We start from the raw sequence: 24,944 nt of genomic DNA, 5'->3' as shown, positions 1-24,944 counted from the left end.
CCAGCCACAAACTGAGCACCAGGCCCAAGGCAGCCACCCCAATGCCCGCCACCCAATGCCGATAACGGCTTTGGGGCGCCTGCGCAGCCAGCGGGGAGGGATGAAAAGAAGTCAGAGACGCACCTTTGCGTTACCAGCCCCCAATGGGGCCGGAGGCCATGCAAGTTGCGCAGGATAGCGGCAATCCAGCCCCAGTGGAGCCAACATTTGGTTACGGCGAAAAATTTAAGAAAAAAGTGCCGCCAGCGCCACAGTGGCATGCCTGACAAGCTATGAATTGATGAGCATATTTCATAGTCCAGGCACCCACGGGTTTACCCGATGACTGCGCCCGTGGCCACCGGGTACGGCGCAAAGCGGCTTCGATTCTCGTTCACATCCAGCGCGCGCCCTATGGGGGGAAACGCCCGCTGCGGACAGGCATCGCGCTCACACACCTTGCAGCCCATGCCGATGGGCACGGCGGCCTCGGGGTTGGCCAGATCCAGCCCGCGCGCATACACCAGTTGTGGCGCATGGCGGATGTCGCAGCCCAGCGCCACCGAAAACTCCTTGCCCGGCACGCCCCACCCGCCCCCGCTGCGCGACACGGTGCGCGCCACCCACAGGTAAGCCCGCCCATCCGGCATGCGCGCCACCTGCGGCACGATGCGCCCGGGTTGGGCAAAGGCCTCGTACACGTTCCACAGCGGGCAGGTGCCGCCGATCTTGCTGAAGTGAAAGTGGGTGGCTGACTGCCGCTTGCTGATGTTGCCCGCGCGGTCCACGCGGATGAAGAAGAACGGCACGCCGCGTGCACTGGGCCGCTGCAGAGTGGACAGGCGGTGGCACACGGTCTCGAAGCCGACACCAAACTGCTGGCCCAGTCGGTCGATGTCGTAGCGCGCCGCTTCGGCCGCCTGCAAAAAGGCCGTGTAGGGCAGCACCAGCGCCCCCGCAAAGTAGTTGGCCAGACCGATGCGCGCCAGCGCCCGGGCCTGGTCGCTGGACAGCCCGGCGCTGTCGGCCAAGCGCTGCAGCTCCGCGCCCTGCTCCAAAAACGCCAGCTGCGTCGCCATCTGAAACGCGCGCTGCCCGCGCTCCAGCCCCGCCGCCAGCTGCAGCAGCCCGGCCTCGGCCTGGAACACGCGCTGCGCCTGGCCAGGCAGGTCGGCCACATCCACCACGCGCACCCCGTGGGCCACGAGCAGGCGTTGGGCCAGCGCCTCATCGGCCCGGCCGGGAAGCAGGCCCCAGTCGGCGGCACATCGCTCGGCCGCGTCGTCCAGCTCGGCAATGTGGTTCTGGCGCGCAAAGAAGAAGTCGCGTACTTCTTCATAGGCCATGGGTGGGTGCGGGGCCAACACGCCCTCGCCGCTGCGGTCATTGCCCAGGGCCGCCAGCCGCTCCAGGGCCTGCCGGTGCCGCTGGTGGAGCGCCAGTAGTGTGCGCGCGACGGCAGGCATACCTGCGGCCAGCTCGCGGATCTCGGCCAGCGAGACGGCATCGCCCGCGCCCTCCCCGCCCACACCCGCAGGCAGGTCAGCCAGCACCTCTCGAAGGCCGGTGATCAGACGCGCCTCGTCGTCGTCAGAAAACCGCTGCACATCCACACCGAACACGGCGTTGATCTTGAGCAGAACGGGCACCGTGAGCGGGCGCTGGTTCTGCTCCAGCTGGTTGAGGTAGCTGGCCGACAGGTCCAGCGCCCGGGCCAGCGCCACCTGGGTCATGCCGCGCTCTTCGCGCAGGCGGCGCAAGCGCACACCCATGAAGGTTTTTTTCATTCCATCTTTCTCAGTGGTGCTTCGCAGCACCTTCACCATCATTCGCAATATTTGCAAATTGACGGTTTTGCATTCGCAATCATTCGCCAATTCAGCCCTTACAGAGGGGTGCCATTGTGCGTAAATTGCGAAGCATGACAACCCCCACTGGCACCGTCGAGCTGACGGAAATCGTGTTCCCCGCCGAAGCCAACCACTACGGCACGCTGTTTGGCGGCAACGCCTTGCAGCTCATGGCCAAGGCGGCATTTCTGGCAGCGCGCGGCACCGCACAGCGCGATGTGGTGATGGCGGGCGTGACCGACGTGCGTTTTCTGGCCCCAGTGCCCGTGGGCCATGTGCTCACGCTGCGCGCCTGGGTCAGCCGCATCGGGCGCAGCTCGCTCACCGTGTGCGTGACCGGTCTGGCCGCCACGCTGGGCTCGCCCCAGGACGAAGTGCTGAAGGGGATTTTTGAAATGGTGGCGGTGGATGGCAAAGGCCGCCCCGCTGCCATCACCAACACATATGTAAACCAGGAGACCGCATGACTACCACCGTTGAAACCCCGGGCTTCAAGCCCAAGAAGTCCGTCGCGCTCTCAGGCGTGACGGCGGGCAACACCGCCCTGTGCACCGTGGGCCGCACGGGCAACGACCTGCACTACCGGGGCTACGACATCCTCGACATTGCGGAGGTCTGCGAGTTTGAAGAAATCGCCCACCTGCTGGTGCACGGCAAGCTGCCCACACGCGCCGAGCTGCGGGCCTACAAGTCCAAGCTCAAGGCCCTGCGCGGCTTGCCGCTGTCGGTCAAGCAGGCGCTGGAGCAACTGCCTGCCGCCAGCCACCCCATGGACGTGATGCGCACGGGCGTCTCGGCCCTGGGCTGTGCGCTGCCTGAAAAGGACGACCACAACCTGCCGGGTGCGCGCGACATTGCCGACCGGTTGATGGCATCACTGGGCTCCATGCTGCTCTATTGGCACCACTGGGCCAGTTCGGGCCGTCGTAGCGAGGTGGAGACCGATGACGACTCCATCGGCGCGCACTTCTTGCACCTGCTGCACGGCTCCAAACCCAGCGCGGCGTGGGAGCGTGCCATGCACACTTCGCTCAACCTGTATGCCGAGCACGAGTTCAACGCCAGCACCTTCACCGCCCGCGTGGTGGCGGGCACGGGCAGCGACATGTATTCGGCCATCACCGGCGCCATCGGTGCGCTGCGGGGCCCCAAGCATGGCGGCGCGAACGAGGTGGCTTTCGAGATCCAGAAACGCTACGACAGCCCGGACGAAGCCGAGGCCGACATCCGCCGCCGCGTGGAGGCCAAGGAGGTGGTCATTGGTTTTGGTCACCCGGTCTACACCGTGAGCGACCCGCGCAATGTCGTCATCAAGGGCGTGGCGCGCGGTTTGTCGGAAGAGGCCGGTAGCACCAAGATGTTCGACATTGCCGAACGGCTGGAATCGGTGATGTGGGAGGTGAAAAAGATGTTCCCCAACCTCGACTGGTTCAGCGCCGTGAGCTACCACATGATGGGTGTGCCCACCGCCATGTTCACTCCGCTGTTCGTCATCGCACGCACCAGCGGCTGGGCGGCACACATCATCGAGCAGCGGCAGGACAACAAGATCATCCGGCCGAGTGCGAACTACACCGGGCCGGAAGACCTGGCGTTCGTACCAATCCAGGACCGCAAATAAAAATCAAGACGACCCAGTACCCAGCCCCATGGCCATGAACACCCTGTACCGCAAGCAACTGCCCGGCACGCAGCTGGACTACTTCGACGCCAGCGAGGCCGTCAATGCCCTGCAACCCGCCGCCTGGGCCACCCTGCCCTACACCGCCCGCGTGTTTGCCGAAAACATCGTGCGCCGCGCCGATCCGGCCACCATCAACGACTGCCTGTACCAGCTTATCGAGCGCAAACGCGACCGCGACTTCCCCTGGTACCCGGCGCGCGTGGTGTGCCACGACATCCTGGGCCAGACGGCGCTGGTGGATCTGGCGGGCTTGCGCGATGCGATTGCCAAGGAGGGTGGCGACCCGGCCCAAGTGAACCCCGTGGTGCCAGTGCAGCTCATCGTGGACCATTCGCTGGCCGTTGAATGTGGCGGGTTCGACCCCGATGCGTTTGCCAAGAACCGCGCCATCGAAGACCGCCGCAACGAAGACCGCTTCCACTTCATCGAGTGGACGAAGAAAGCCTTTGCCAACGTAGATGTCATCCCGGCGGGGAACGGGATCATGCACCAGATCAATCTGGAAAAGATGTCGCCGGTCGTGCAGGTACAAAGCGGCGTGGCCTACCCCGACACCTGCGTGGGCACCGACAGCCACACCCCGCACGTCGATGCGCTGGGCGTGATCGCCATCGGCGTGGGCGGCCTGGAGGCCGAGAACGTCATGCTGGGCCGCGCATCGATGATGCGGCTGCCCGAAATCGTGGGCGTGCAGCTGACCGGCCAGCGCCAGGACGGCATCACCGCCACCGATGTGGTGCTGGCGCTCACCGAGTTTTTGCGCAAAGCCAAGGTGGTGGGCGCCTACCTGGAGTTCTTTGGCACCGGCGCAGCCAAGCTCACGATTGGCGACCGCGCCACCATCTCCAACATGGCGCCTGAATACGGCGCTACGGCGGCCCTGTTCAGCATCGACGAACAGACGCTGGAGTATCTGACGCTGACGGGCCGCGAGGCCAACCAAGTGAAGCTGGTCGCGACCTATGCCAAGGCAGCGGGATTGTGGTCCGACACCCTCAAAGACGCTGTCTACGCACGCAACCTGGTGTTCGACCTGTCGAGCGTGGTGCGCAACCTGGCCGGCCCCTCCAACCCGCATGCGCGCGTGGCCACGTCCGACCTGGCCGCCCAAGGCATCGCGGGCCCCTGGGCCATGCCCGCACCACAGGACGGCACGATGCCCGATGGCGCCGTGGTCATCGCCGCCATCACCAGCTGCACCAACACCAGCAACCCGCGCAACGTGATCGCCGCAGCGCTGCTGGCGCGCAACGCCAACCGGCTGGGCCTCACGCGCAAGCCCTGGGTCAAGACCTCGCTGGCGCCCGGCTCCAAGGCGGTGGAGCTGTATCTGAAGGAAGCGGGCTTGCTGGCCGACCTGGAAAAGCTCGGCTTTGGGATCGTCGGCTTTGCCTGCACCACCTGCAACGGGATGAGTGGCGCGCTGGACCCTGCGATCCAGCAGGAGATCATCAACCGCGACCTGTACGCCACCGCCGTGCTCTCGGGCAACCGCAATTTCGACGGGCGCATTCACCCCTACGCCAAGCAGGCGTTCCTGGCCTCGCCCCCGCTCGTGGTGGCCTATGCGATGGCGGGCACGGTGCGTTTTGACATTGAAAAAGACGTGCTGACAGTGGTGAACGGAAGGGAAATTCGCCTCAAAGACCTGTGGCCCAGCGATGAAGAAATCGACGCGGTGGTGAAGACCGCCGTGAAGCCCGCGCAATACCGCGCCGTGTACGAACCCATGTTCGCCATCCGGCCGGGCGATGGCCAGCGCGTGTCGTCGCAGTACGACTGGCGCCCACGATCCACCTACATCCGCCGCCCGCCCTACTGGGACACCGAAGGCATCGGCGCGCTGGCCGCCCACCCACGCACGTTGAAAGGCATGCGCCCCCTGGCCATCCTGCCCGACAACATCACGACCGACCACCTGTCACCCTCGAACGCCATCCTGCGGGACAGCGCAGCAGGCGAGTACCTGGCCCGGATGGGCGTGCCCGAGGAGGACTTCAACTCCTACGCTACGCACCGGGGTGACCACCTCACCGCCATGCGGGCCACGTTTGCCAACCCGCAACTGGTCAACGAAATGGCGGTGGTGGATGGCCAGGTGAAAAAAGGATCGCTGGCCCGCGTGGAGCCCGAGGGCCAGGTGATGCGCATGTGGGAGGCGATGGAAACGTATCTGAACCGCCGCCAGCCGCTCATCATCATTGCCGGTGCCGACTACGGCCAGGGGTCGAGCCGCGACTGGGCCGCCAAGGGGGTGCGGCTGGCGGGTGTGGAGGTGGTGGTGGCGGAGGGCTTTGAGCGCATTCACCGCACCAATTTGATTGGGATGGGGGTGCTGCCGCTGGAGTTTGAGGTGGGAGTCAACCGCACCACGCTGGGGCTGGATGGGACGGAGGTTTATGAAGTGGAAGGTGATCTGAAGCCCGGGGCGGTGGTGACGCTTGTTGTTCAACGCAAGTTGGGTGAGGCGGTGAGGGTCCCCATGCGCTGTCGGCTGGACACTGCAGAGGAGGTGTCGGTGTACGCGGCGGGTGGTGTGCTGCAGCGTTTTGCGCAGGATTTTTTGGCAGCGCGGGCTGCGGTCGCCCCCTCTCCCCAACCCCTCTCCCGCGAGGGGAGAGGGGCTCGCGCACGATGACAATCGCTGCTATTTGTCTTGCTCCCCTCGCCCCTTGTGGGAGAGGGGCCGGGGGAGAGGGGGCCCCACCCATGGACCAACGCCAGTTCACCAAAACCCTGCGCCAGAACATGACCGACGCCGGACAGCTGCTGTGGAAGCACCTGCGCGCTCACCGCATGGACGGCCAGAAGTTTCGCCGCCAGCAACCCATCGGCCCCTACATCGTGGATTTTGTGCACTTCGGCCTGCGGCTCATCGTGGAAGCGGATGGCGGGCAACACGTGGATTCGGAGCACGACGCGATCCGCGATGCGTGGCTGCGCAGCCAGGGCTTTGCCCTGCTGCGCTTTTGGAACAACGACATCTTGCAAAACACCGACGCAGTGCTCGAATCCATCTACACAGCCATACGCGAAGCCGCCGTGTCTCTCCCCCCCTCTCCCCCCGCGGGAGAGGGGCTGGGGGAGAGGAGGTCTCACCACGATCACCACCCGTTCAACAAGCCCATCATCCCTGTCGCGCCACCGGAGAGGGACACCGTGCAATGACGCGCCACCGACCACAAATCAAGATCCCCGCTACCTACATGCGTGGCGGTACCAGCAAGGGTGTGTTCTTCAACTTAGCGGATTTGCCCAAACCCGCCCAGCAACCCGGCCCCGCCCGCGACGCCATGCTGCTGCGTGTGCTCGGCAGCCCCGACCCGTATGGCAAGCAGATCGACGGCATGGGCAATGCCTCGTCCAGCACCAGCAAGGCCGTGATCCTGAGCCGCAGTACGCGGCCAGGGCACGATGTGGACTACCTGTTTGGCCAGGTGTCCATCGACCAGCCTTTGGTGGACTGGAGCGGCAACTGCGGCAACCTCTCGGCCGCCGTGGGGCCGTGCGCCATCCACATGGGGCTGATCGACGCTGCAAGCATTCCACTGGACGGCAGCCTCACCGTCCGCATCTGGCAAGCCAACATTGGCAAGACCATCATGGCGCACGTGCCGATCACCCACGGGCAGGTGCAGGAGACGGGCGACTTTGAGCTGGATGGCGTGACCTTTGCAGCGGCCGAGGTGGCGCTGGAGTTTCTGGACCCTGCCGACGACGACGGGCAAGAAGGTGGCGCAATGTTCCCCACCGGCAATGTCGTGGACACATTGGAGGTCCCGGGTGTCGGCACCTTCGCCGCCACGCTGATCAACGCGGGCATCCCCACCATTTTTCTCAGCGCACAGGAACTGGGCTACACCGGCACAGAGTTGCAGCGGGCCATCAACAGCGACGCAGAGGCGCTGGCACGCTTTGAAACCATCCGCGCACACGGCGCCGTTCGCATGGGCCTCATCCAGGACGTGAGCGAGGCCGCCACACGCCAGCACACGCCCAAGATCGCCTTCGTCGCACCACCCGCCAGCTACACGGCATCCAGCGGCAAAGCCATTGACGCCAAAGACATCGACCTGCTGGTGCGCGCCCTCTCCATGGGCCAGCTGCACCACGCCATGATGGGCACAGCGGCGGTGGCCATCGGCACTGCGGCTGCCATACCAAGCACGCTGGTCAACCTGGCAGCGGGCGGGGGCGTGCGCAGCAGCGTGCGGTTTGGCCACCCCTCAGGCACCTTGCGTGTGGGGGCCGATGCAGCGCAGGTCAACGGCCAGTGGAAGGTGACCAAGGCCCTGATGAGCCGCAGCGCCCGCATCCTGATGGAAGGCTGGGTGCGTGTGCCTGGCGGTATTTTTTGAGTTTTTTGGCCCCTTCCGCCTGTCCATCAATCCTTAATAGCTACAAGAACAATAGCAAATCAAGTCCCTTGCAATTCATGAACACCAAACAACAACTCAAGGCCCTGGCCCACGCCCGCCGGGGTGTCATCGTGCCCGGCGCGTTCAACGCGCTTTCCGCCCGTGTCGTGGCCGACCTGGGCTTTGAAGCCATTTACGTGACCGGCGCAGGTGTCACCAACATGTGGTTCGGCCTGCCAGACCAGGCCTTCATGGGCCTCACCGACATTGCAGACCACACGGCCCGCATCCGCGATGCGGTGGAGCTGCCGCTCATCGTGGATGCCGACACGGGCTTTGGCAACGCACTCAACACCTACCACGCGGTGCGAACGCTGGAGCGCGCAGGTGCGGACTGCATCCAGCTCGAAGACCAGGTCAGCCCCAAGCGCTGCGGGCATTTCAACGGCAAGGAGGTGATCAGCACCGACGAGATGCTGGGCAAGATCAAGGCCGCCGTGGACGCGCGCCGCGACCCCAACACCCTCATCCTGGCACGCACGGATGCCTGCGCCACCCAGGGCTTTGAAGCGGCAGTGGAGCGCGCCCAGCGTTTTCAGGAGGCGGGTGCCGACATCCTGTTTGTGGAGGCCGTCACCACGCTGGACGAGATCCGCGCCCTGCCCCAGCGGCTGGCCGCGCCCCAACTGATGAACATGGTGATCGGCGGCAAGACGCCCATCACCAGCGCTGAAGAACTGGCCACCCTGGGCTACGGCCTGGTGCTGTACGCCAACGCCGCGCTGCAGGGCGCGGTGGCGGGCATGCAGAAGGCGCTGACCGTGCTGCGCGACACCCAGCGCATTGATGAAGACCCCGCTCTGGTGGCGCCGTTTGCCGAGCGCCAGCGGCTGGTGCAAAAAATGGCCTGGGATGCGCTGGAGGCCAAGTACGCCAGCGGCAGGCCATAGCACCGCAAACGGTGCGAATGGTGCAGATGGATTGAACCAAGCAAACACCTGTCTCGTTTTTGCATTCGAGACAGCACAAGCGGTTGGCGCGGAGCACAATGGGTGAATCCGCCACACCGTGCACGCCGCCTGATGCAAAGCATTTCTTCACTGAACCTGGCGAACTTGTTGCTGGACGCCGTCTGCGTCGTTCAAACAGACAGCACGATCGTGTTTGTCAGTGCCGCATTCGAACGCATCTTTGGATACAAGCCCGAGGAAGTCATTGGCAAGCGCATGCTGGACATGGTGCACCCCGACGACCTGCCCGCCACGCAACGCCAGGCCCAGAGCGTGACCCAGGGGGAGCTGCAGCTGCAGTTTGAAAACCGCTATGTGCGCAAGGACGGCTCCATCGCCCACATTCGCTGGACGGCACGCTGGTTGCCCGACAGGCAAGTCCGGCTGGCCGTGGCCCATGACATCACGGAGCGCAAGGCCGCCGAGTCGATGCAGGCGGTGATCTACGCCATCTCCGAAGCCGCGCACACCACGCACAACCTGCAGGCGCTGTTCCAGCACATCCACCAGATCGTGGGCGGGCTGTTGCCAGCCACCAATTTTGCGGTGGCTCTGTATGACGCGCTGAGCGACCGGCTCAGCTTTCCGTACCACGTCAACGAGTACCTGCCAGCACCTGCGACGATGGCCCTGGCCGACGACGCCCGCTATGCCGAGGTGATCCGCGGCGGTGCCACCCTGCTGCTGACGCCGGATGCGCCCATGGCACACGCCCTTGGTGGCGAGCACCAGCCCTTGTACTGGCTGGGCGTACCCCTGCAGACGCAGCGCGGGCCGCTGGGCGCGCTGGTACTGCAAAGCTATACCGAGCAAGGCCGCTACACCGACAAGGACAAGGAGCTACTGCAGTTCGTCTCCACCCAGGTCGCGGCCGCCATTGAACGCAAACAGATGTATGAGCGCCTGGAGCACATGGCGCAGTACGACCAGCTCACGCACCTGCCCAACCGCCAGCTGTTTCTGGACCGGCTCAAGACAGCCCTGGCGCGCGCGCGGCGCGAGCAGACGCTGCTGTCGCTGCTTTTCATTGACCTGGACCGCTTCAAGGAAGTGAACGACACCCTGGGCCACGCCATGGGCGACCTGCTTCTGCAGCGGGTGGCACAGCGGCTGCTCGAATTCGTGCGTGCATCCGACACCGTGGCGCGGCTGGGGGGCGACGAATTTGTGGTGCTGCTCGAAGGCGGCCAGGCCCGCGAGCATGCGAGTGCAGCGGCCCACAAGATCCTGGCCGCGTTTGGCCAGGACTTTGACCTGGAAGGCCAGCGCCTGTACATCCAGCCCAGCATCGGGGTGGCCATCTACCCCGAGCATGGCGGCGAAGAACACCGCCTGCTGGGCCACGCCGACGAGGCCATGTACCTGTCCAAGCGCAACGGAGGGAATCAGGTGCGGGTGGCGCTGGCGCCACTGTACTCCTGATACGCCTGAAGCCCCCGACGCACAGGGACCGAACCGTGCAGCCGCCGTCCACGCCCGCGAGCAGCGCCTCTTTCAACGGGCAGCCCCAAGGTGTCAAAGCCGTCATGCTGCAGTTGGCCGTGCGCTCGGGCCTGACTGCCGTGGCCGTGCCAGTGGCGCTCGCGGTGACGCTGCTGCTCTATCCGGTGTGGTCATGGCTGGAGCGCACCACGGGCATCGAAAGCGTGGGCCACAGCGGGCCCGCCGGCTGGTGCTACCTGGCAGTTTGGGCGCCGATGGCTGCAGCCCTGCTTCTGCCTCCGCTGTGGAGGCTGGTGCTGGCACTTTGGCGTGGAGTTGAAGGCCCCGCGAACACCCCGCACTGAGCGCCATGTGCAGGCGCTGAGGGCCACACCCAACCAGCCCCTGTCTCTGTGCATCCCTGGAACGCAGAGACTTAATCACCAGCGCCTTAGGGATTCTTGGGCGCCGGCCGGTCGCCCCCAGCGGATCGTCGCACAATGCGGCCTTGCACCCGCAGCCCCTCGGCCGGATGCTCCGGCCCCTCTCCCGGCCCCTTCATCCCACCCGGCGCGCAGCGCCGCACACCCATGCTCTACAACGCCCTGAAGCTTGTCCATGTCTTGTCCATCATCGTGTGGGTGGGGGGCATGGTGTTCGCCCATTTCTTTTTGCGCCCCGCCGCGCAGTCGCTGGAGCCGCCGCAGCGCGTGCGGCTGATGCATGACGTGCTGCAGCGCTTTTTTACGGCCGTCACTGCCGCTGTGGTGCTGGTGCTGGGTAGCGGCCTGTGGATGATCGGCCGCGCGGCCAAGCAGGCCGTACAGACGGGCGGCGTGTTCTCCATGCCGCTGGACTGGACCATCATGGCCACGCTGGGCCTGGTGATGATCGCCATCTTTGGCCATATCCGCTTTGCACTGTTCCGGCGCCTGCAGCGTGCCGTAGCGGCCTCAGACTGGCCCAGCGGCGCCAAGGCCCTGGGCAGCATCCGCAGTTGGGTGGGCGTGAACCTGGCGCTCGGTGTGGTGATCGTTGTGGTCACCCTGCTGGTCTAGCCCCACCTGGCCCTCGCTCGCATTTCGTATTGATTGGATGGGCACGCAGGCTGCCGCCCCGCGCGGCAGTGCATACCGCGTGGCCCCAGGAGTTTTGACGTTGTTCCGTTTTTTCGAAAGCCGCCTTCCCCCCTACCCCGCTGCCGAGCCGCACTTGCCGCCCAAGGCCTTCTTGGCCTTTGTGTGGGACTGCACCCGGGGCCTGCGGGGCTACGTGGCCGCCATGGCAGGCCTGTCTGCAGCCATTGCCATATACGAAGCCTTGTTGTTTGCGGTGCTGGGCGTGGTGGTGGACTGGATCTCCACCTCCGCGTCTCCGAGCACGCTGTGGGCCGAACGCAAAGCGGCGCTGATCGGCATCACCGTGCTGCTGCTGGCGTCGGTGGTGCTGGTCGCCTGGCAGACCAGCATCAAGCACCAGGTGCTGGCCATCAACTTTCCGCTGCGCCTGCGCTGGAACTTTCACCGCCTGATGCTGGGCCAGAGCATGGCGTTCTATGCCGACGAGTTTGCGGGCCGCATCACCACCAAGATCATGCAGACCGCGCTGGCCGTGCGCGACATGATCTTTACGACCACCGACGTGGTGATCGGCATGGGCATCTACCTGGTCACCATCCTCGTGCTGCTGGCCGGTTTTGACGCGCGGCTGCTGCTGCCGTTTGCCGCGTGGATGGTGGCCTATGGCCTGGCCTGCTGGTACTTTGTGCCGCGCCTGGGCCAGGTGGGCAAGCAGCAGGCCGATGCGCGCTCGGTGATGACCGGGCGGATCACCGACGCGTACACCAACATCGCCACCGTCAAGCTCTTCTCTCACACGCGGCGCGAATCCGAATTTGCGCGCGCGGCGATGGATGCCTTCAAGCTCACCGGCTACGCGCAAATGCGGCTGGTGAGCCTGTTCGAGATCGTCAACCAGCTGCTGGTGGTGGCCATGATTCTGGGTGCCTGCGGCACAGCCCTGTGGCTGTGGTCTGCGGGCGAGGTGGGTGCGGGCGCCGTGGCCGCCGTCACGGCCATGACACTGCGCGTGTCGGGCCACGCCCACTGGGTGATGTGGGAGATGACCACCCTGTTTGAGAGCGTGGGCACCATCCAGGACGGCATCAACACACTGACCCGACCACGCACCGTGGTGGATGCCCCCGATGCCAAACCCCTGGTCGTGACCCAGGGCGAGGTGCGCTTTGAGGACATGAGCTTTGCCTACGGCAGCGGCCCCGATGCGCGCCCGGTCATCGACCGCCTCAACCTCACCATCCGCCCCGGCGAAAAGATCGGCCTGATTGGCCGGTCGGGCGCGGGCAAGTCCACGCTGGTCAACCTGCTGCTGCGGTTTCATGATGTGCAGTCCGGCCGCATCCTCATTGACGGACAGGACATTGCGCAGGTCACCCAGGACAGCCTGCGCCGCCACATCGGCATGGTCACGCAAGACACCTCGCTGCTGCACCGGTCCATGCGCGACAACATTCTGTACGGCCGCCCCGATGCCAGCGAGGCCGACCTGCACCAGGCGGCCGCCCGTGCCGAAGCCGCCGACTTCATCGCCACCCTCACCGACTTGCAGGGCCGTACCGGCTATGACGCCCATGTGGGCGAGCGCGGTGTGAAGCTCTCAGGCGGTCAGCGCCAGCGTGTGGCCATTGCACGCGTGATGCTGAAAGACGCGCCCATCCTGCTGCTGGACGAAGCCACCAGCGCGCTCGACTCCGAGGTGGAAGCCGCGATCCAGCAAAGCCTGGACGGCCTGATGAAAGGCAAGACCGTGATTGCCATCGCCCACCGCCTGTCTACCATCGCCGCCATGGACCGCCTCATCGTGATGGACGGGGGCCGCATTGTGGAAGAAGGCACGCACGCCCAGCTGCTGGGCCAGGGCGGCGTGTATGCCCGCCTGTGGGGGCACCAGAGCGGCGGGTTCCTGGGCGAATCTGAAGAGGACTGAGCCCGCAAAGGCAGACAGGCCACCAGCCACATGGGCGACACGCTGTCGCGCACGCGGCTGTGCCCCGGGTGTGTTGTCCCTACGGTGGCGGGTTTCAACCACCGGATGGAATCGCACCGATGATCAAAGTCACCGCCGTCTACCGCTGGCGTGAAGGCGCCATCTTCAACCACGACTACTACCACTCCGAGCACATGCGCATCGCCCGCGCAGCATTGCAGCCGCTGGGCCTGGTGCGGCTGGAGAGCGACCGTGTTCTCTACCCTGGCGAGCCGCGCCCGGGGCAGATTGTGGCGCTGACCAACGCGTTCTTCAGCGACCTGAAGCAGGCCCAGACGGCCGCCAAGGCGACGATGGCTGAGCTGTCGGCAGACATCCCCAACTACACCAACATCCAGCCCGATTCGTACTTTGCGCAGGTGCTGGAGCACCCTGTCACCGCCTGACGGCCTCGTGGGTTTGCGGTGGGCGACCCACCCCTACCCACGTTCACGCAAGGCCTTGAACAGCAGGCCCAGGCACACGCCCATGCCCAGCAAGGGGATGGCCGCCAGCACCGCCACCACGGCACGCGCCAGGGGCGACCAGTCAAAGTCGCGCGCCGTACGCCACGCGCCCAGCGCGGCGATCAGGCCCAGCACCAGCATGCCCATGCGGAAGCTGGCTCCGGGTTTGAAGAAAGCCATCAGCAATGCCCCATTGGCCACACCAATGCCCAGCGCCGCATGGCCCAGGTGCCATGCAAACGTGGAGGTGGAGCGCCCATAGCGGGCATCGTCATGGGCATCGCCCTCGTCGCCATCGTCGTCCTCTTCGCCGCGATGCGTCGGGCCTGTGCGGCTGCGCGATGGGCTGGGCGCCTGCGAACGCGGAGTCTGTGGCTCTGGCGGTCTGGCTGTAGCTGGCGACGGCGGGGCGCCATCGCCCCGCCCCCACTCGCCTGCGGACAGACCCGCCGCTGCCGCTGCACCCACCACCCGCGCGGCGGCCCCACCCGGAGCCTGAAGACTCGGGGCGAGTCCACGCTCTTGCAGCACGCCGCGCAGCCGCCCGGGCTCGCGCAGCGCCATCACCAGCGCCCGCACGGGCCCTTGCTCCTGGGGTTTGATGCGCAGGTCGGCCACCTGCATGGTGGTGCCCCGTGTGTTGGCCAGCATGAACAGCGCCTTGGCCACCAGCGCGTCCTTGGGGCCGCCCTTGCCGCTTTCGATAAAGGTTCCCAGGTTGTAGGTGGCGTCGGCGTGGCCCGCCTCGGCCGCCTGGGCATACCAGGCGCGGGCCTGGGCCAGATTCACGGGGCTGCCATAGCGGCCGTGCTCGTCGCTGGTGCCCAGGTGAAAAGCCGCGTGCGGGTCCCCTTCGCGGGCGTACCAAGCAGGCAGGTCGCGCAGGGGGTTGCCAGTCCACACCAGGGGTGCTGCGGCACCTGACGTGGACGCAGCCGCAGAAGCCGCAGCCATGGGCGCCAGGCTGAGGCCGCCGGGCGATTCAGAGGCCTCCTGGGCCTGTTTCTTTTGCTGCACCCGCTGCCGCTGCTCTTGCGCAGCGGCGTTCCACTTGGCGGCTTGCTGCGCATCCGCCGGTCCACCCCAGCCGCGCTCAAACATCACGGCCAAAAGGCGTTTGGCAGGTTCATGGTCCCAGTCCGCCGCGCGCTGGCACCAGGAGCGTGCGTTCTCGTAGTTGGGCTGCTCCCAGCCGATCACGGTCTCCAGCGCCTGCAGAAACGCGGCCACCTCGTGGCCCTGGGCCGCTGCGGGCTCGAGTGCGTCTGCCGCTTCGATGCGCTTGCGCGAGTACAAGGCCAGTTGCTCGCTGCGGGCCACGGCGTCATCCACCGCCTTGCGCTCTTCGTCCACGATCTGCAGCAGTGGCTCGCCCGGCGCGGCCTTCAGCCGCGCCATCAGGGCCTGGATGCGGGCCTTGGCCTTGTCCGGAAAGCGCTCGTAGAAGGCTAGGGCGTCCTTGCGGTTCTCCGCATCATGCGCGCCCATGAGCTGTAGCGCAGCCGCCAGATCGAAATGCCTGCGCTGGCCCATGGTGCCAAATCGCAAGGCCCGGCCCAGCGCATACAGCGCTTGCGGGTTGCCCCGCGCGGCCCAGCGCCGGTACTCGGCCCAGGCCCTGGCGTCATCGCCCGCCTGCCGCGCCCGTGCCGCGTGGCGCACCTGCAGATCGGGCTCTTCCGGGGCATCGCCGTTGGCCAGGTAGTGCACGCCACTTTGCGGGTCATAGAGGTTCAGGCCCAGGCGGGCCGCTTGCTCCCAGCCATCGTCAAACGGTGGGCCCCAGTCAGGAAAGCGGGTGTTGATGCCCACGCCAAAGGTCGGATCGGTGATGTCAGGGCCGCCCAAGTAGATGTCCCAGAACCCTGGAAAGCGCGGCTCGACGGCCTGGGCCCACGCTGCGTACTTGGGGTTCATCGGCACCTGGCGGCCTGCCTCCACGCGCTCGTACTGCGCGTCCGCCTCGGCCTTGGTCGTGGGCCACGGCCAATCGGCGGGCTTTTCCCAGATCTGGATGGTGTAGCTCACAAATCCCTCCTCGGATGCCGCTCGGATGCGGCTTGTTGTGGGTGTTGACGCTCGTCAATTGCGAGCGGATTCTAGAAGCGCACCCCGCTCGCCTGCATCGCTGGCACTTCTCTGTTTTGTCCAGTGATGTGCCAGCACCACACCCGGATAACGCTCCCGCTTTTTGGGTAAAAATGGGCTGTAGCGCTGGTATTTCATGCGCTAAAAGCTCATTTTTTTATAGCAACCCATGTCCACACCACCCCTTTCCGCCATGGCCCTTGCCATGCCTGTGCCCACCGGCGAGCAGCTCAAGGCCGCGCGCGTTGCGGCCGGGCTCAGCCAGGCGCAGGCCGCCGAACTCATGGGCTACCCGCTGCAGACCGGCAGCCGGGGCGGCGTGCAGTCGCGCACCTGGCAGGCGCTGGAGAGCATGACCGACGAGCGCAACATGCAGGGGCCGGTGTTTGCGATGTTTCTGTTGCTCACCGGGCAGCATCCCGATCTCGTGCTCGCACCACGCTACCCATCGGCGGACGCCCCCGCAAACGCGCAAGCGCCCAACCCGCAATAAAAAAGGCGGAACGGCCCGAAGGCTGTTCCGCTAAGTCTTTACAGGGAGCAAAAGGGGTCAGCGGGCGATCAGTCCACCTTGATGTTGGCCGCCTTGATGACCTGGGCCCACTTGTCCACTTCGGCTTTCTGGAACGTGGCGATCTGGGCCACGCTCATGTCGGCAGGCTCCATGCCAAACCCCTTGAGGCGGGTCTGCATGTCGGGCTGGGCGAGGATCTTGCGGATCTCGTCGTGCAGGCGGCTCACCACCGGGGTGGGCGTACCCGCCGGCACAAAAATCGCCTGCCAGGACTGCACCTCGAAGTCCTTGAGCTCGGCCACTCCCGACTCCGCCACCGTGGGCACGTCGGGCATGGAGGCCAGGCGCTTGGGCGACGTGACGGCGATGGCGCGCAGCTTGCCGCTTTGAATGTGCGGTGCAGCCACCACCGTGGTGTCAAACATCATGTCCACCTGGCCGCTGATCACGTCCTGGATGGCGGGGCCGCTGCCCTTGTAGGGAATGTGCGTGAACTTCACGCCCGACTTGTAGGCCAGCAGTTCCACCGCCAGATGCTGTGAGCTGCCCGTGCCGGCCGACGCGGACGACAGGCCGCCCTGCTTGCCCTTGGCGGCCGTCAGCACGTCCTTCAGGGTTTTGTAGGGACTGGCGGCGGACACCACCAGCACCACCGGGTTGGTGCCGATCAGCGTGACGGGGCTGAACGACTTGATGGGGTCGTAGCCCAGCTTGGGGTACAGGCTGATGTTGATGGCATGCGAGCTGACGGTGCCGCCCAGCAGCGTGTAGCCGTCCGGGGCCGAGCGCGCGGCCGCCTCCGAACCAATGCTGCCTGCGGCGCCGCCCTTGTTCTCCACCACCACCGTGGTGCCCAGGGCTGTGCCCAGTTGCTGGCCGATCAGGCGAGCCAGTGTGTCGGTGGTGCCACCGGCGGCAAAGGGCACCACGTAGCTGATGGGTTTGCCGGTGGGCCAGGTGGTCTGGGCCATGGCGGGCAGCGCCATCAGCGCGCCTGCGGCTGCCAGGGCGACGGATTGGACCAGGGTTCTGCGTTGCATGTGTTTGTCTCCTTGGGGTAATGAAAAAAAAGGGCGATCTCAGGGCATGTCGACGATCTCGATCCAGTTGGGGTTCTTGCCCACTGGAACGCGGGTGGGTGCGCCGGGCAGGCCCGTGGCTGCGTCGACGGGGTGCAGGGCGACGTGGTGTGAATCCTGCCCCGCCGCGATCAGGAAGCGACCCGATGCGTCCACCGCAAAACCGCGCGGCGTCTTTTCGGTGGGCACCTGCCCCAGCGGTTGCAGCTGCCCCGTGGCGGCATCGACGCGAAACGTGCTCAGCGTGCTGGAGGTGCGCTCCGACGCATACAGCGTGCGGCCGTCGGGCGACAGGTGAATGTCGGCGGCCCAAGGCTTGCCGGTAAAACCTGCTGGTAATGTGGTGGTGCGCTGCAGCTGGCGCAGGGTGCCGCGTTCCTTGTCGTAGGCCATTACATGCAGGGCAGCATCCAGCTCGTCCAGCAGGTACAGGTGGCGCTGGTCGCGGCTCCAGACAAAATGGCGGGGGCCGGATTTTTCGGGCGCGACCGGCGTCAACGCGGGCTCGTGGGCAATGATCTTGCCTGTCTCGGCATCGAACTTCCAGGCCGACAGGTGGTCGCCACCCAGGCTGGTCGCCAAGACATAGCGGTTGGCGGCATCCGCATGGATGGCATGCGCGTTGGGCGCGGTGGTGATGAGTTGCTGCACCGCTCCCACCACGCCATCCTTGCCAATGCTGTTGACCGTGATCTTGTGGCCGGGGTAGGAGGCCGCAAACAGCCAGCGCCCGGTGGCGTCGGTGTCGATGTTGGCCATGCTGTCGGCCAGCGGCGCTTCGCCCAGCTTGCGCAGCTTGCCACTCGCCGGGTCAATGGCCAGGCTGACCACCCGAAACGGCTGCGAGCGCAGCGCCACATAGAGCACGCGCTTGTCCGGGCTGACAGCCATGGGCATGGCGGTGCCCCCCACTGCCGTGGTGTCTACGGGCTTGAGCGTTCCGGCGGCGCGGTCCAGCTCCAGCACCGAGACATCCTGGCTGTCTGCGTTGGCCACGTACACCCACGTGGCCGCTTGCGCCGCCTGGGCGCCCAACACGGCAGCGACGGCCAGCGCCACGGGCGCGGCCCGGCGATGGATGCGGAATGGGAGGGTCATGCAATGTCCTTTGAGAATGGCCGCACGGTGGCTGCGAAGCGCGCTGGCCGCCGTGGTTGCTGGGGTTTCGCTGCCTTGCTGGAGGCCACTTGGAGCGTGGCGCAACTGCTGGGGGTCGCTCATTGTGATATGTCGTCATACAACAAGGTTGGCATTCTGACCCAGGAAAGACAGGGATGAAGAAAGGGATTACCCGAAGTGGCGCATGGATCAAAGCGCCCGTTCATTGGCCTTTCCCAGCTATCTACAACTCAAAAATCTCAGTACAAACCCTGAAATTCCGTTGAATATGCCCACAACCCACGAGCAAGGGATTGTGTTTCTTTGAACCTAGTTGTACGATGACTAACAACACAAACACACGGAGACCTTCCATGAGCCTGCAACGTCGCGCAATTCTTCTGGCCTGCACCGCCGCTCTGGCTGCGGCATCCGCCACGGCCCAAACCGCCGACTGGCCCACCAAGACCTTGCGCATCGTGGTGCCCTACCCGCCCGGCGGCAGCTCGGACATCATTGCGCGCTCCATCAGCCAGGCGCTGTCCGAGTCGCTCAAGCAAAGCGTGATCGTCGAAAACAAGCCCGGCGCCAACGGCAACCTGGGCGCTGACTTTGTGGCCAAGGCCGAGCCCGATGGCTACACCATGCTGCTGTGCGATGTGGGTGCACTGGCCATCAGCCCCTCGGTCTACACCAAGCTGTCGTTCGACCCGTCCAAAGACCTGCGCGGTGTGACCATGCTGGCCTACTCGCCCCACCTGCTGGTGGTGCACCCCTCGGTGCCGGTGAACAACCTCAAGGAGCTGATCGCCTACTCCAAGAAGAACGAGCTGAACTTTGCCGTGACGGCCACCGGCAGCGCGCCGCATTTGGCGGGCGTTGCGCTGGAGCGCGCCAGCGGCGCACGCTGGCAGTACATCCCCTACAAGGGCGGGGTCACCGCCATCCAGGACACCGTGGCAGGCCAGACCCAGGTGCTGATGAACGGCATGCTGGCCACCCTGCCCCAGGTGCAGAACGGCAAGCTGAAGGTGCTGGGCGTTTCCAAGTCCACCCGCATGCCGCTGATCGGAGACGTGCCCACCATTGCCGAGCAAGGCGTGGCCGGCTACGAATCCGGCACCTGGCAAGGTGTGCTGCTGCCACGCGGCACGCCCGATGCCGTCGTGCAAAAGCTCAACAAGGCACTCATCACCGCCATCCGCGCGCCCGAGATCCGCTCGCGACTGGCCGGCCAGGGCGCCGAAGTGGTGACCATGACCTCCACCGAACAAGACCAGTTCTTTGCCAAGGAACGCGCGCGCTGGGCCAGCGTGGTGAAGGCCGCCAACATCAAGCTCGACTGAGCGCCACGGACACGCGTTTCATTCACATTCCTCTCTCGCTGCACTGATCATGACCCCTCAAGAACTCAAATCCATCATGGGCTCCGGCCTGCTCTCGTTCCCCATCACCGACTTCGACGAGCAAGGCAACTTCCGCCCCAAGACCTACATCGAGCGCCTGGAGTGGCTCGCCCCCTATGGCGCCAGTGCCCTGTTTGCCGCTGGCGGCACGGGGGAGTACTTCTCGCTCTCGGGCCCGGAGTACAGCGAGGTCATCAAGACCGCCGTGGAGACCTGCCGGGGCAAGGTGCCCATCATTGCCGGCGCCGGTGGCCCCACCCGCACGGCCATTGCCCACGCGCAGGAGGCCGAGCGCCTGGGCGCCCACGGCATCCTGCTGCTGCCGCATTACCTGACCGAGGCGGGTCAGGAAGGCCTGATCGCCCATGTGGAGCAGGTCTGCAAGAGCGTGAAGTTCGGTGTGATCGTCTACAACCGTGATCGCACCAAGCTCACGGCCGAGTCCCTGGCCATCCTGGCCGAGCGTTGTCCGAACCTGGTGGGGTTCAAGGATGGTGTGGGCAACATCGAGACCATGTCGTCCATCTACATGAAGCTGGGGGACCGCTTCTCGTACCTGGGCGGCCTGCCCACGGCCGAGGTGTATGCAGCCGCCTACAAGGCGCTGGGCACGCCGGTGTATTCGTCGGCAGTGTTCAACTTCATTCCGAAGACAGCGATGGAGTTCTACCAGGCGGTGGCGACGGACGACACGGCCACGCAGCACCGGCTGCTCAAGTCGTTCTTCATGCCGTACCTGGCCATCCGCAACCGGGTGGAGGGCTATGGGGTGTCGATCATCAAGGCGGGGGCACGCATCGTGGGCCATGACGGTGGGCCGGTGCGGGCGCCGCTGGTGGACCTCAAGCCCAGCGAGATGGAAGAGCTCAAGGGGCTGATTGACAAGTTGGGGCCGCAGTAAGAACCAGCGGGTTCAAGGCCTGCTCAGGGCCTGGTTCTCCAGGCCCTCGTTTTTTTCCCCAGTGAAAACCAACACCCCGGGCCCGGCCGTGCACAGGTCCGGGGGCAGTCCTGGCACGCCCATTCCACAACCATCAACACATCAACGGAGACAGAAAAGATGTTCAAGAAAATCATTCTGGCCACAGCCGCCGCCGTCACCCTTGCCGCACTCTCAGGTTGCGCCACCGGTGCGGCAGCCACCGGCTCCTCGGCATCGGCCGAGCAAGCTGTGGCAGCCGCCGCAGAAAAACTGCGCGTCGCCATGATCGACCCCACGCCTGCGGCGCTGACGGCCCTCGTTGCCGACGACCTGAGCTACGGCCATTCCGGCGGCCGCGTGGACACCAAGGACAGCTTTATCGGTGACCTGATCGCCGGCAAGTCCGACTTTGTGACCATTGCCATCACCGACCAGACCATCAGGGTAGTGGGCAACACCGCCATCGTGCGCCACACCCTCACGGCCGACACCAACGACTCGGGCAAGCCCGGCAAGGTGCAGATCAAGATCCTGGGCGTGTGGCAACAGCAAGGTGGCCAGTGGAAGCTGCTGGCCCGCCAGGCCGTGCGCGTCGCGGCTTGATGTAAACACATTGGGGCGGCCGTGTGCCGCTCTTCGCATTTTTGGCACTGTTGCCCCCCGGAACCATGACCACAGCCACCCGCCACCGCATCCTGCAAATCGGCAGCCTGCCCCTTCCCGCACTGGAGGCCGAACTGGCGGCCCGGTACGACGTCACCTGCCTGGCAGACCAGCCCGATCCAGCGGCCTTTCTGGCAGCGCGCGGTGCGGAGTTCACCGGGGTGGTAACCACTGCGGCCATTGGCGTCAAAGGCGAAGTCATCGCGGCCCTGCCCAACCTTCAGGTCATCAGCAGCTTTGGTGTGGGCTTTGACGCACTGGACATCGACGCCGCCAAAGCACGTGGCGTACAGGTGGGCTACACGCCCGGCGTGCTCAACGACTGCGTGGCCGACATGGCGTTTGCGCTGATGCTGGATGTGTCACGCCACGTGGTCGCCAGCGACCGTTTTGTGCGCCGTGGTGAATGGCCGAAGGCCCGGTATGCATTGGGTAGCCGCGTGTCGGGCAAGCGCCTAGGCATTGTGGGCATGGGCCGCATCGGCCAGGCCGTGGCAGAGCGCGCGGCGGGCTTTCGCATGGAGGTGGGGTACCACAACCGCCGCCCGGGACAGGAATGCGTACTGCCCTACTTCGAGTCGGTGACCGCGCTGGCGCAGTGGGCCGACTACCTCGTGCTCACCGTGGCAGGCGGCGCTGCAACGCGCCACCTCGTCAACGGCAAGGTGCTGGAGGCCTTGGGCCCCGACGGATTTCTCATCAATGTGGCGCGTGGCACTGTGGTGGACGAGGCGGCACTGATCGATGCGCTGACCGAGCGCCGCATTGCTGGTGCCGGCCTGGACGTGTTTGAGAACGAACCCACCGTGCCCGCCGCGCTGATGGCGCTGGACAACGTGGTGCTGACACCGCACACCGCCAGCGCCACGCATGAAACCCGGCGCGCCATGGCCGACCTGGTGCTGGAAAACCTGGAATCCTTCTTTGCAACCGGCGCCGTGCGGACGCCGGTGCCGGGCACGCCGGGCGCCTGAGCCGACCACTGCGCCCTGCGTAACGCTGCCCTCACAGGGAGGGCATGGGGCAGCTCAGCGTGTCACTTCACGCGGTCGCGTGAGATGTCCATGATCATGCGCGTGGCCAGGTACAGGCGCGGCACGATGGTGTTGATCTGCACGTACTCCGCATCGTTGGAGTGCGCGCCGTAGCCCGACAGGCCCATGCCTTCCACCACTGCGCCCTTGGTCTTGAGCGCGGCAAACGCTGCATCGGTGCCGCCGCCGGTGGCTTTTTCCACCACGTTGAGCGACATGCCCAGCTCCTGGTAGATGACCTTGCCGTAACCCGCCACGCGGCGGGATGCGTCGCTGGCCTCCAGCGGCGGGCGGCGCACTTCAAACTTCACATCCACCTTGGAGGCAGGCAGCAGCTTGCTCTTGACCTTCTCTTGCAGGCCTTTCTCCAGCCCGTCGAAATCGGCCACACGCAACGCGCGCGCATCGGCCTGGGCCGTGGCTTCGGCCGGAATCACGTTGCGGTTGGTGCCCGCCTTGGACACCGTCCAGTTCAGCTTGAGGCCCTCCTCGGTCTTGGACAAGTCCTTCATTTGCAGCAGCTGGTGCGACAGCTCATACAGCGCGTTCACGCCATCCTCGGGCTTGGCTCCGGCGTGCGATGCCTTGCCCTGCACCGTAAGGTAAGCCGCCCCAATGCCGCTGGTGGCCAGGCGCAGCGTGCCGTCGGTGCCGCCGCCTTCGAACGACAACACCACGTCCTGCTCGGACGCCACACGAGTGATGGTGCTGCGCCAGCCGGGCGAGCTGATTTCCTCGTCGCCGTTGATCAGCACGGTGAGCGTGCCGTAGTCCTTGAAGTTGAGCTTTTGCAGCAAGGCCACGGTGTGGATGATGAGCGCGATGCCCTGCTTGTCGTCCGAAATGCCCAGGCCATAGGCCTTGTCGCCATCGATGCGGAACGGCTGGCCTTTGAGCATGCCTTTCAGGTACACCGTGTCCATGTGCGCGATGAGCATGATCTTCTTGCTGCCCGTGCCCTTGAACACGGCCTGCACGGCAGGGCCCACCTTCTCGGGGGTATCGTCGAGGCGGTAGATGTCGCTGGTTTGCAGCACGTCCACCGTGCCGCCCAGTTGCTTGAGCTGGCTGGCAATGCGCTCGGCGATCTGATTCAGGCCTTCGATGTCCTTGCTGCCCGACTCGATATGCACCAGGTCACGCAGGGTGTCGAGCAGCGGCTGCTGCTCCTTCTGGGCCAGCGCATGGACCTCAGCAACAGGTGCAGCTTGGGCCAGGGTGGCGGCAAACGCCAGCGCCAGCGAGGCCATCAGGGGGCGGATAAACGAAGGGGCTGAGTGTGGGCGGCGCTGCGAATGGTGCATGGTGCAAAGGCTCGGTGAAGGAATGAGGAAAGCGATTATGGAGTCTTGCAACACCAATTTCAAACACTGATCCTCCTTGCAATGTTTCGGTCAGCGCCTGCGCGCCAGACTCAGCCCGCAGGCGCAAACACCTCGGGGCCCAGTCGTGACTTGTAGCCCCGGGGTTCGAACAGCCACATGCCATACAGCGGCAGAGATTCCGCCAGCCGCAGGGGCGCCACCAGCGTGGACGCACCGCCCAGCAACGCAGCGTGCGGCACAACAGCCAGCAGGTCGGACTGCGCCACCAGGTGCAACAGGCTGGCAAAGTCGGGGCAGCGCACGGACATCTTGGGCGCGGGCATGCGGCGCACACGGTGCGCTTCCGTCAACACATCCACCGGCCCGCTGACACTGGGCCCCACACAGGCCCACGCAGCGCCCTGCAGTTGCGCCAGCGACTGGGCCCGGACCCATGGGTGGCCTTTGCGCGCATAGACCTGGGGATGCAACTCGTACAAGGGGCGCTCCGTCACATCAGGATGCGCAAACTTGCGCGGTTTGGGGGCGATGACCGCATCAAAGCGCCGCTGCAGCAGGCCGTCCAGCAGACTGCCTTCATCGGCCGTCGCCATCTCCAGCGAGCGCCGGGCGTTGGGCAGGCACCAGCAGGCATACAGCAGCGGGCCACAGACCAGCGCCGCTGAAGAGGTGAGCCCCACCCGCAGCCGATGGCGTTCTGGCGCAGCCACCGAAGCGCGGGGCAGCGCCTCCACCCCTTGTGCCAGCGGCAGCGCCTGCGCGGCCACGGCCCGGGCCAAATCGGTGGGCACATGGCGACGCCCTTCACGCACCAGCAAGGGCTGCGCAAAGTGGGCTTGCAGTGCTTTCATGCCGTGGCTGATCGCGGGCTGCGACACGCCGCAGGCCTTGGCCGCCAAGGCAAACGAGCCTTTTTCGACGACCGCATGGAGGTATTGCAGATAGCGCAGATACATAAACACCTTTTATGTATAAGCCGCCATTGTCTCTTGTCGCACGG

Annotated in this window: 23 protein-coding genes; 16 read left to right on the top strand and 7 right to left on the bottom strand. The window is 65.6% G+C overall.

Features of this window, described 5'->3' with window-relative positions; genetic code table 11:
* Positions 1-314: 314 nt before the first annotated feature.
* Positions 315-1,766 carry a short-chain fatty acyl-CoA regulator family protein gene (locus ACODSU_RS03655; RefSeq protein WP_488840169.1) on the bottom strand — a complete coding sequence of 484 codons (1,452 nt, stop codon included), beginning with the start codon at positions 1,764-1,766 and terminating at the stop codon, positions 315-317.
* Between the two features lie 134 nt (positions 1,767-1,900).
* Between ACODSU_RS03655 and ACODSU_RS03650 the strand changes: the two genes are divergently transcribed.
* The 11 genes from ACODSU_RS03650 (at position 1,901) to ACODSU_RS03600 (ending at position 13,755) form a co-directional block, all read left to right on the top strand.
* Complete coding sequence (locus tag ACODSU_RS03650) at positions 1,901-2,296, top strand: acyl-CoA thioesterase (RefSeq protein WP_488840167.1); 396 nt, start codon at positions 1,901-1,903, stop codon at positions 2,294-2,296.
* Entirely contained in the window at positions 2,293-3,450 is a 1,158-nt protein-coding gene (gene prpC / locus ACODSU_RS03645) for a bifunctional 2-methylcitrate synthase/citrate synthase (RefSeq protein ID WP_488840165.1), read from the top strand. Before ACODSU_RS03650 ends, prpC begins: the two co-directional genes overlap by 4 nt.
* A gap of 34 nt (positions 3,451-3,484) precedes the next feature.
* Positions 3,485-6,151 carry a Fe/S-dependent 2-methylisocitrate dehydratase AcnD gene (acnD, locus tag ACODSU_RS03640; RefSeq protein WP_488840546.1) on the top strand — a complete coding sequence of 889 codons (2,667 nt, stop codon included), beginning with the start codon at positions 3,485-3,487 and terminating at the stop codon, positions 6,149-6,151.
* A 71-nt stretch (positions 6,152-6,222) separates the two neighbouring features.
* Complete coding sequence (locus ACODSU_RS03635; protein ID WP_488840163.1) at positions 6,223-6,681, top strand: endonuclease domain-containing protein; 459 nt, start codon at positions 6,223-6,225, stop codon at positions 6,679-6,681.
* Positions 6,678-7,871, top strand: coding sequence for a 2-methylaconitate cis-trans isomerase PrpF (gene prpF / locus ACODSU_RS03630; RefSeq protein WP_488840161.1), 1,194 nt, complete (start codon positions 6,678-6,680; stop codon positions 7,869-7,871). The genes ACODSU_RS03635 and prpF overlap by 4 nt, the downstream gene beginning before the upstream one ends.
* 77 nt (positions 7,872-7,948) lie before the next feature.
* Positions 7,949-8,821: an isocitrate lyase/PEP mutase family protein gene (locus ACODSU_RS03625; protein WP_488840159.1), complete on the top strand. Its 873-nt coding sequence runs from the start codon at positions 7,949-7,951 to the stop codon at positions 8,819-8,821.
* 132 nt (positions 8,822-8,953) lie between these two features.
* The gene (locus tag ACODSU_RS03620) at positions 8,954-10,303 is read left to right on the top strand and encodes a sensor domain-containing protein (RefSeq protein ID WP_488840157.1); all 1,350 of its coding nucleotides are present in this window, start codon (positions 8,954-8,956) and stop codon (positions 10,301-10,303) included.
* 35 nt (positions 10,304-10,338) lie between these two features.
* Positions 10,339-10,668: a hypothetical protein gene (locus tag ACODSU_RS03615; protein ID WP_488840155.1), complete on the top strand. Its 330-nt coding sequence runs from the start codon at positions 10,339-10,341 to the stop codon at positions 10,666-10,668.
* A 225-nt stretch (positions 10,669-10,893) separates the two neighbouring features.
* The gene (locus tag ACODSU_RS03610) at positions 10,894-11,361 is read left to right on the top strand and encodes a CopD family protein (RefSeq protein ID WP_295942018.1); all 468 of its coding nucleotides are present in this window, start codon (positions 10,894-10,896) and stop codon (positions 11,359-11,361) included.
* Between the two features lie 100 nt (positions 11,362-11,461).
* Positions 11,462-13,309 carry an ABC transporter ATP-binding protein gene (locus ACODSU_RS03605; RefSeq protein WP_488840153.1) on the top strand — a complete coding sequence of 616 codons (1,848 nt, stop codon included), beginning with the start codon at positions 11,462-11,464 and terminating at the stop codon, positions 13,307-13,309.
* A 119-nt stretch (positions 13,310-13,428) separates the two neighbouring features.
* Positions 13,429-13,755, top strand: coding sequence for an EthD family reductase (locus tag ACODSU_RS03600; RefSeq protein ID WP_488840151.1), 327 nt, complete (start codon positions 13,429-13,431; stop codon positions 13,753-13,755).
* A gap of 33 nt (positions 13,756-13,788) precedes the next feature.
* Here the strand turns inward: ACODSU_RS03600 and ACODSU_RS03595 are convergent, their stop codons facing one another.
* Both ACODSU_RS03595 and ACODSU_RS03590 read right to left on the bottom strand, forming a co-directional pair.
* A complete protein-coding gene (locus ACODSU_RS03595) occupies positions 13,789-15,843 on the bottom strand; it encodes a tetratricopeptide repeat protein (RefSeq protein WP_488840149.1) in 2,055 nt (684 codons plus the stop codon).
* A gap of 54 nt (positions 15,844-15,897) precedes the next feature.
* Positions 15,898-16,041, bottom strand: a complete 144-nt coding sequence (locus ACODSU_RS03590) for a hypothetical protein (protein WP_488840147.1) — start codon at positions 16,039-16,041, stop codon at positions 15,898-15,900.
* A gap of 31 nt (positions 16,042-16,072) precedes the next feature.
* Here ACODSU_RS03590 and ACODSU_RS03585 point away from each other — a divergent pair, with 31 nt between their 5' ends.
* Positions 16,073-16,396, top strand: a complete 324-nt coding sequence (locus ACODSU_RS03585; protein ID WP_488840145.1) for a helix-turn-helix domain-containing protein — start codon at positions 16,073-16,075, stop codon at positions 16,394-16,396.
* Between the two features lie 68 nt (positions 16,397-16,464).
* Here the strand turns inward: ACODSU_RS03585 and ACODSU_RS03580 are convergent, their stop codons facing one another.
* Both ACODSU_RS03580 and ACODSU_RS03575 read right to left on the bottom strand, forming a co-directional pair.
* A complete protein-coding gene (locus tag ACODSU_RS03580) occupies positions 16,465-17,457 on the bottom strand; it encodes a Bug family tripartite tricarboxylate transporter substrate binding protein (protein ID WP_488840143.1) in 993 nt (330 codons plus the stop codon).
* 39 nt (positions 17,458-17,496) lie between these two features.
* On the bottom strand, positions 17,497-18,594 hold the full coding sequence (locus ACODSU_RS03575; RefSeq protein WP_488840141.1) for a lactonase family protein: 1,098 nt from the start codon (positions 18,592-18,594) through the stop codon (positions 17,497-17,499).
* Between the two features lie 374 nt (positions 18,595-18,968).
* Here ACODSU_RS03575 and ACODSU_RS03570 point away from each other — a divergent pair, with 374 nt between their 5' ends.
* The 4 genes from ACODSU_RS03570 to ACODSU_RS03555 all read left to right on the top strand — a co-directional run bounded on the left by ACODSU_RS03570 (position 18,969) and on the right by ACODSU_RS03555 (position 22,559).
* Positions 18,969-19,940 carry a Bug family tripartite tricarboxylate transporter substrate binding protein gene (locus ACODSU_RS03570; RefSeq protein WP_060984441.1) on the top strand — a complete coding sequence of 324 codons (972 nt, stop codon included), beginning with the start codon at positions 18,969-18,971 and terminating at the stop codon, positions 19,938-19,940.
* 49 nt (positions 19,941-19,989) lie between these two features.
* A complete protein-coding gene (gene kdgD / locus ACODSU_RS03565; protein WP_488840139.1) occupies positions 19,990-20,901 on the top strand; it encodes a 5-dehydro-4-deoxyglucarate dehydratase in 912 nt (303 codons plus the stop codon).
* 159 nt (positions 20,902-21,060) lie between these two features.
* Positions 21,061-21,525 carry a nuclear transport factor 2 family protein gene (locus tag ACODSU_RS03560; protein WP_488840138.1) on the top strand — a complete coding sequence of 155 codons (465 nt, stop codon included), beginning with the start codon at positions 21,061-21,063 and terminating at the stop codon, positions 21,523-21,525.
* Positions 21,526-21,590: 65 nt separating this feature from the next.
* Complete coding sequence (locus ACODSU_RS03555) at positions 21,591-22,559, top strand: 2-hydroxyacid dehydrogenase (protein ID WP_488840136.1); 969 nt, start codon at positions 21,591-21,593, stop codon at positions 22,557-22,559.
* A gap of 62 nt (positions 22,560-22,621) precedes the next feature.
* Here ACODSU_RS03555 and ACODSU_RS03550 read toward each other — a convergent pair whose 3' ends face one another.
* A complete protein-coding gene (locus ACODSU_RS03550; RefSeq protein WP_488840134.1) occupies positions 22,622-23,923 on the bottom strand; it encodes a M20/M25/M40 family metallo-hydrolase in 1,302 nt (433 codons plus the stop codon).
* Positions 23,924-24,033: 110 nt separating this feature from the next.
* Complete coding sequence (locus ACODSU_RS03545) at positions 24,034-24,900, bottom strand: LysR family transcriptional regulator (protein WP_488840132.1); 867 nt, start codon at positions 24,898-24,900, stop codon at positions 24,034-24,036.
* Positions 24,901-24,944: the final 44 nt, after the last annotated feature.

Source organism: Acidovorax sp. FG48 (assembly GCF_057809085.1).
The sequence above is the reverse complement of the archived record's forward strand: the minus strand, read 5'-3'. Positions and strand labels throughout refer to the sequence as shown.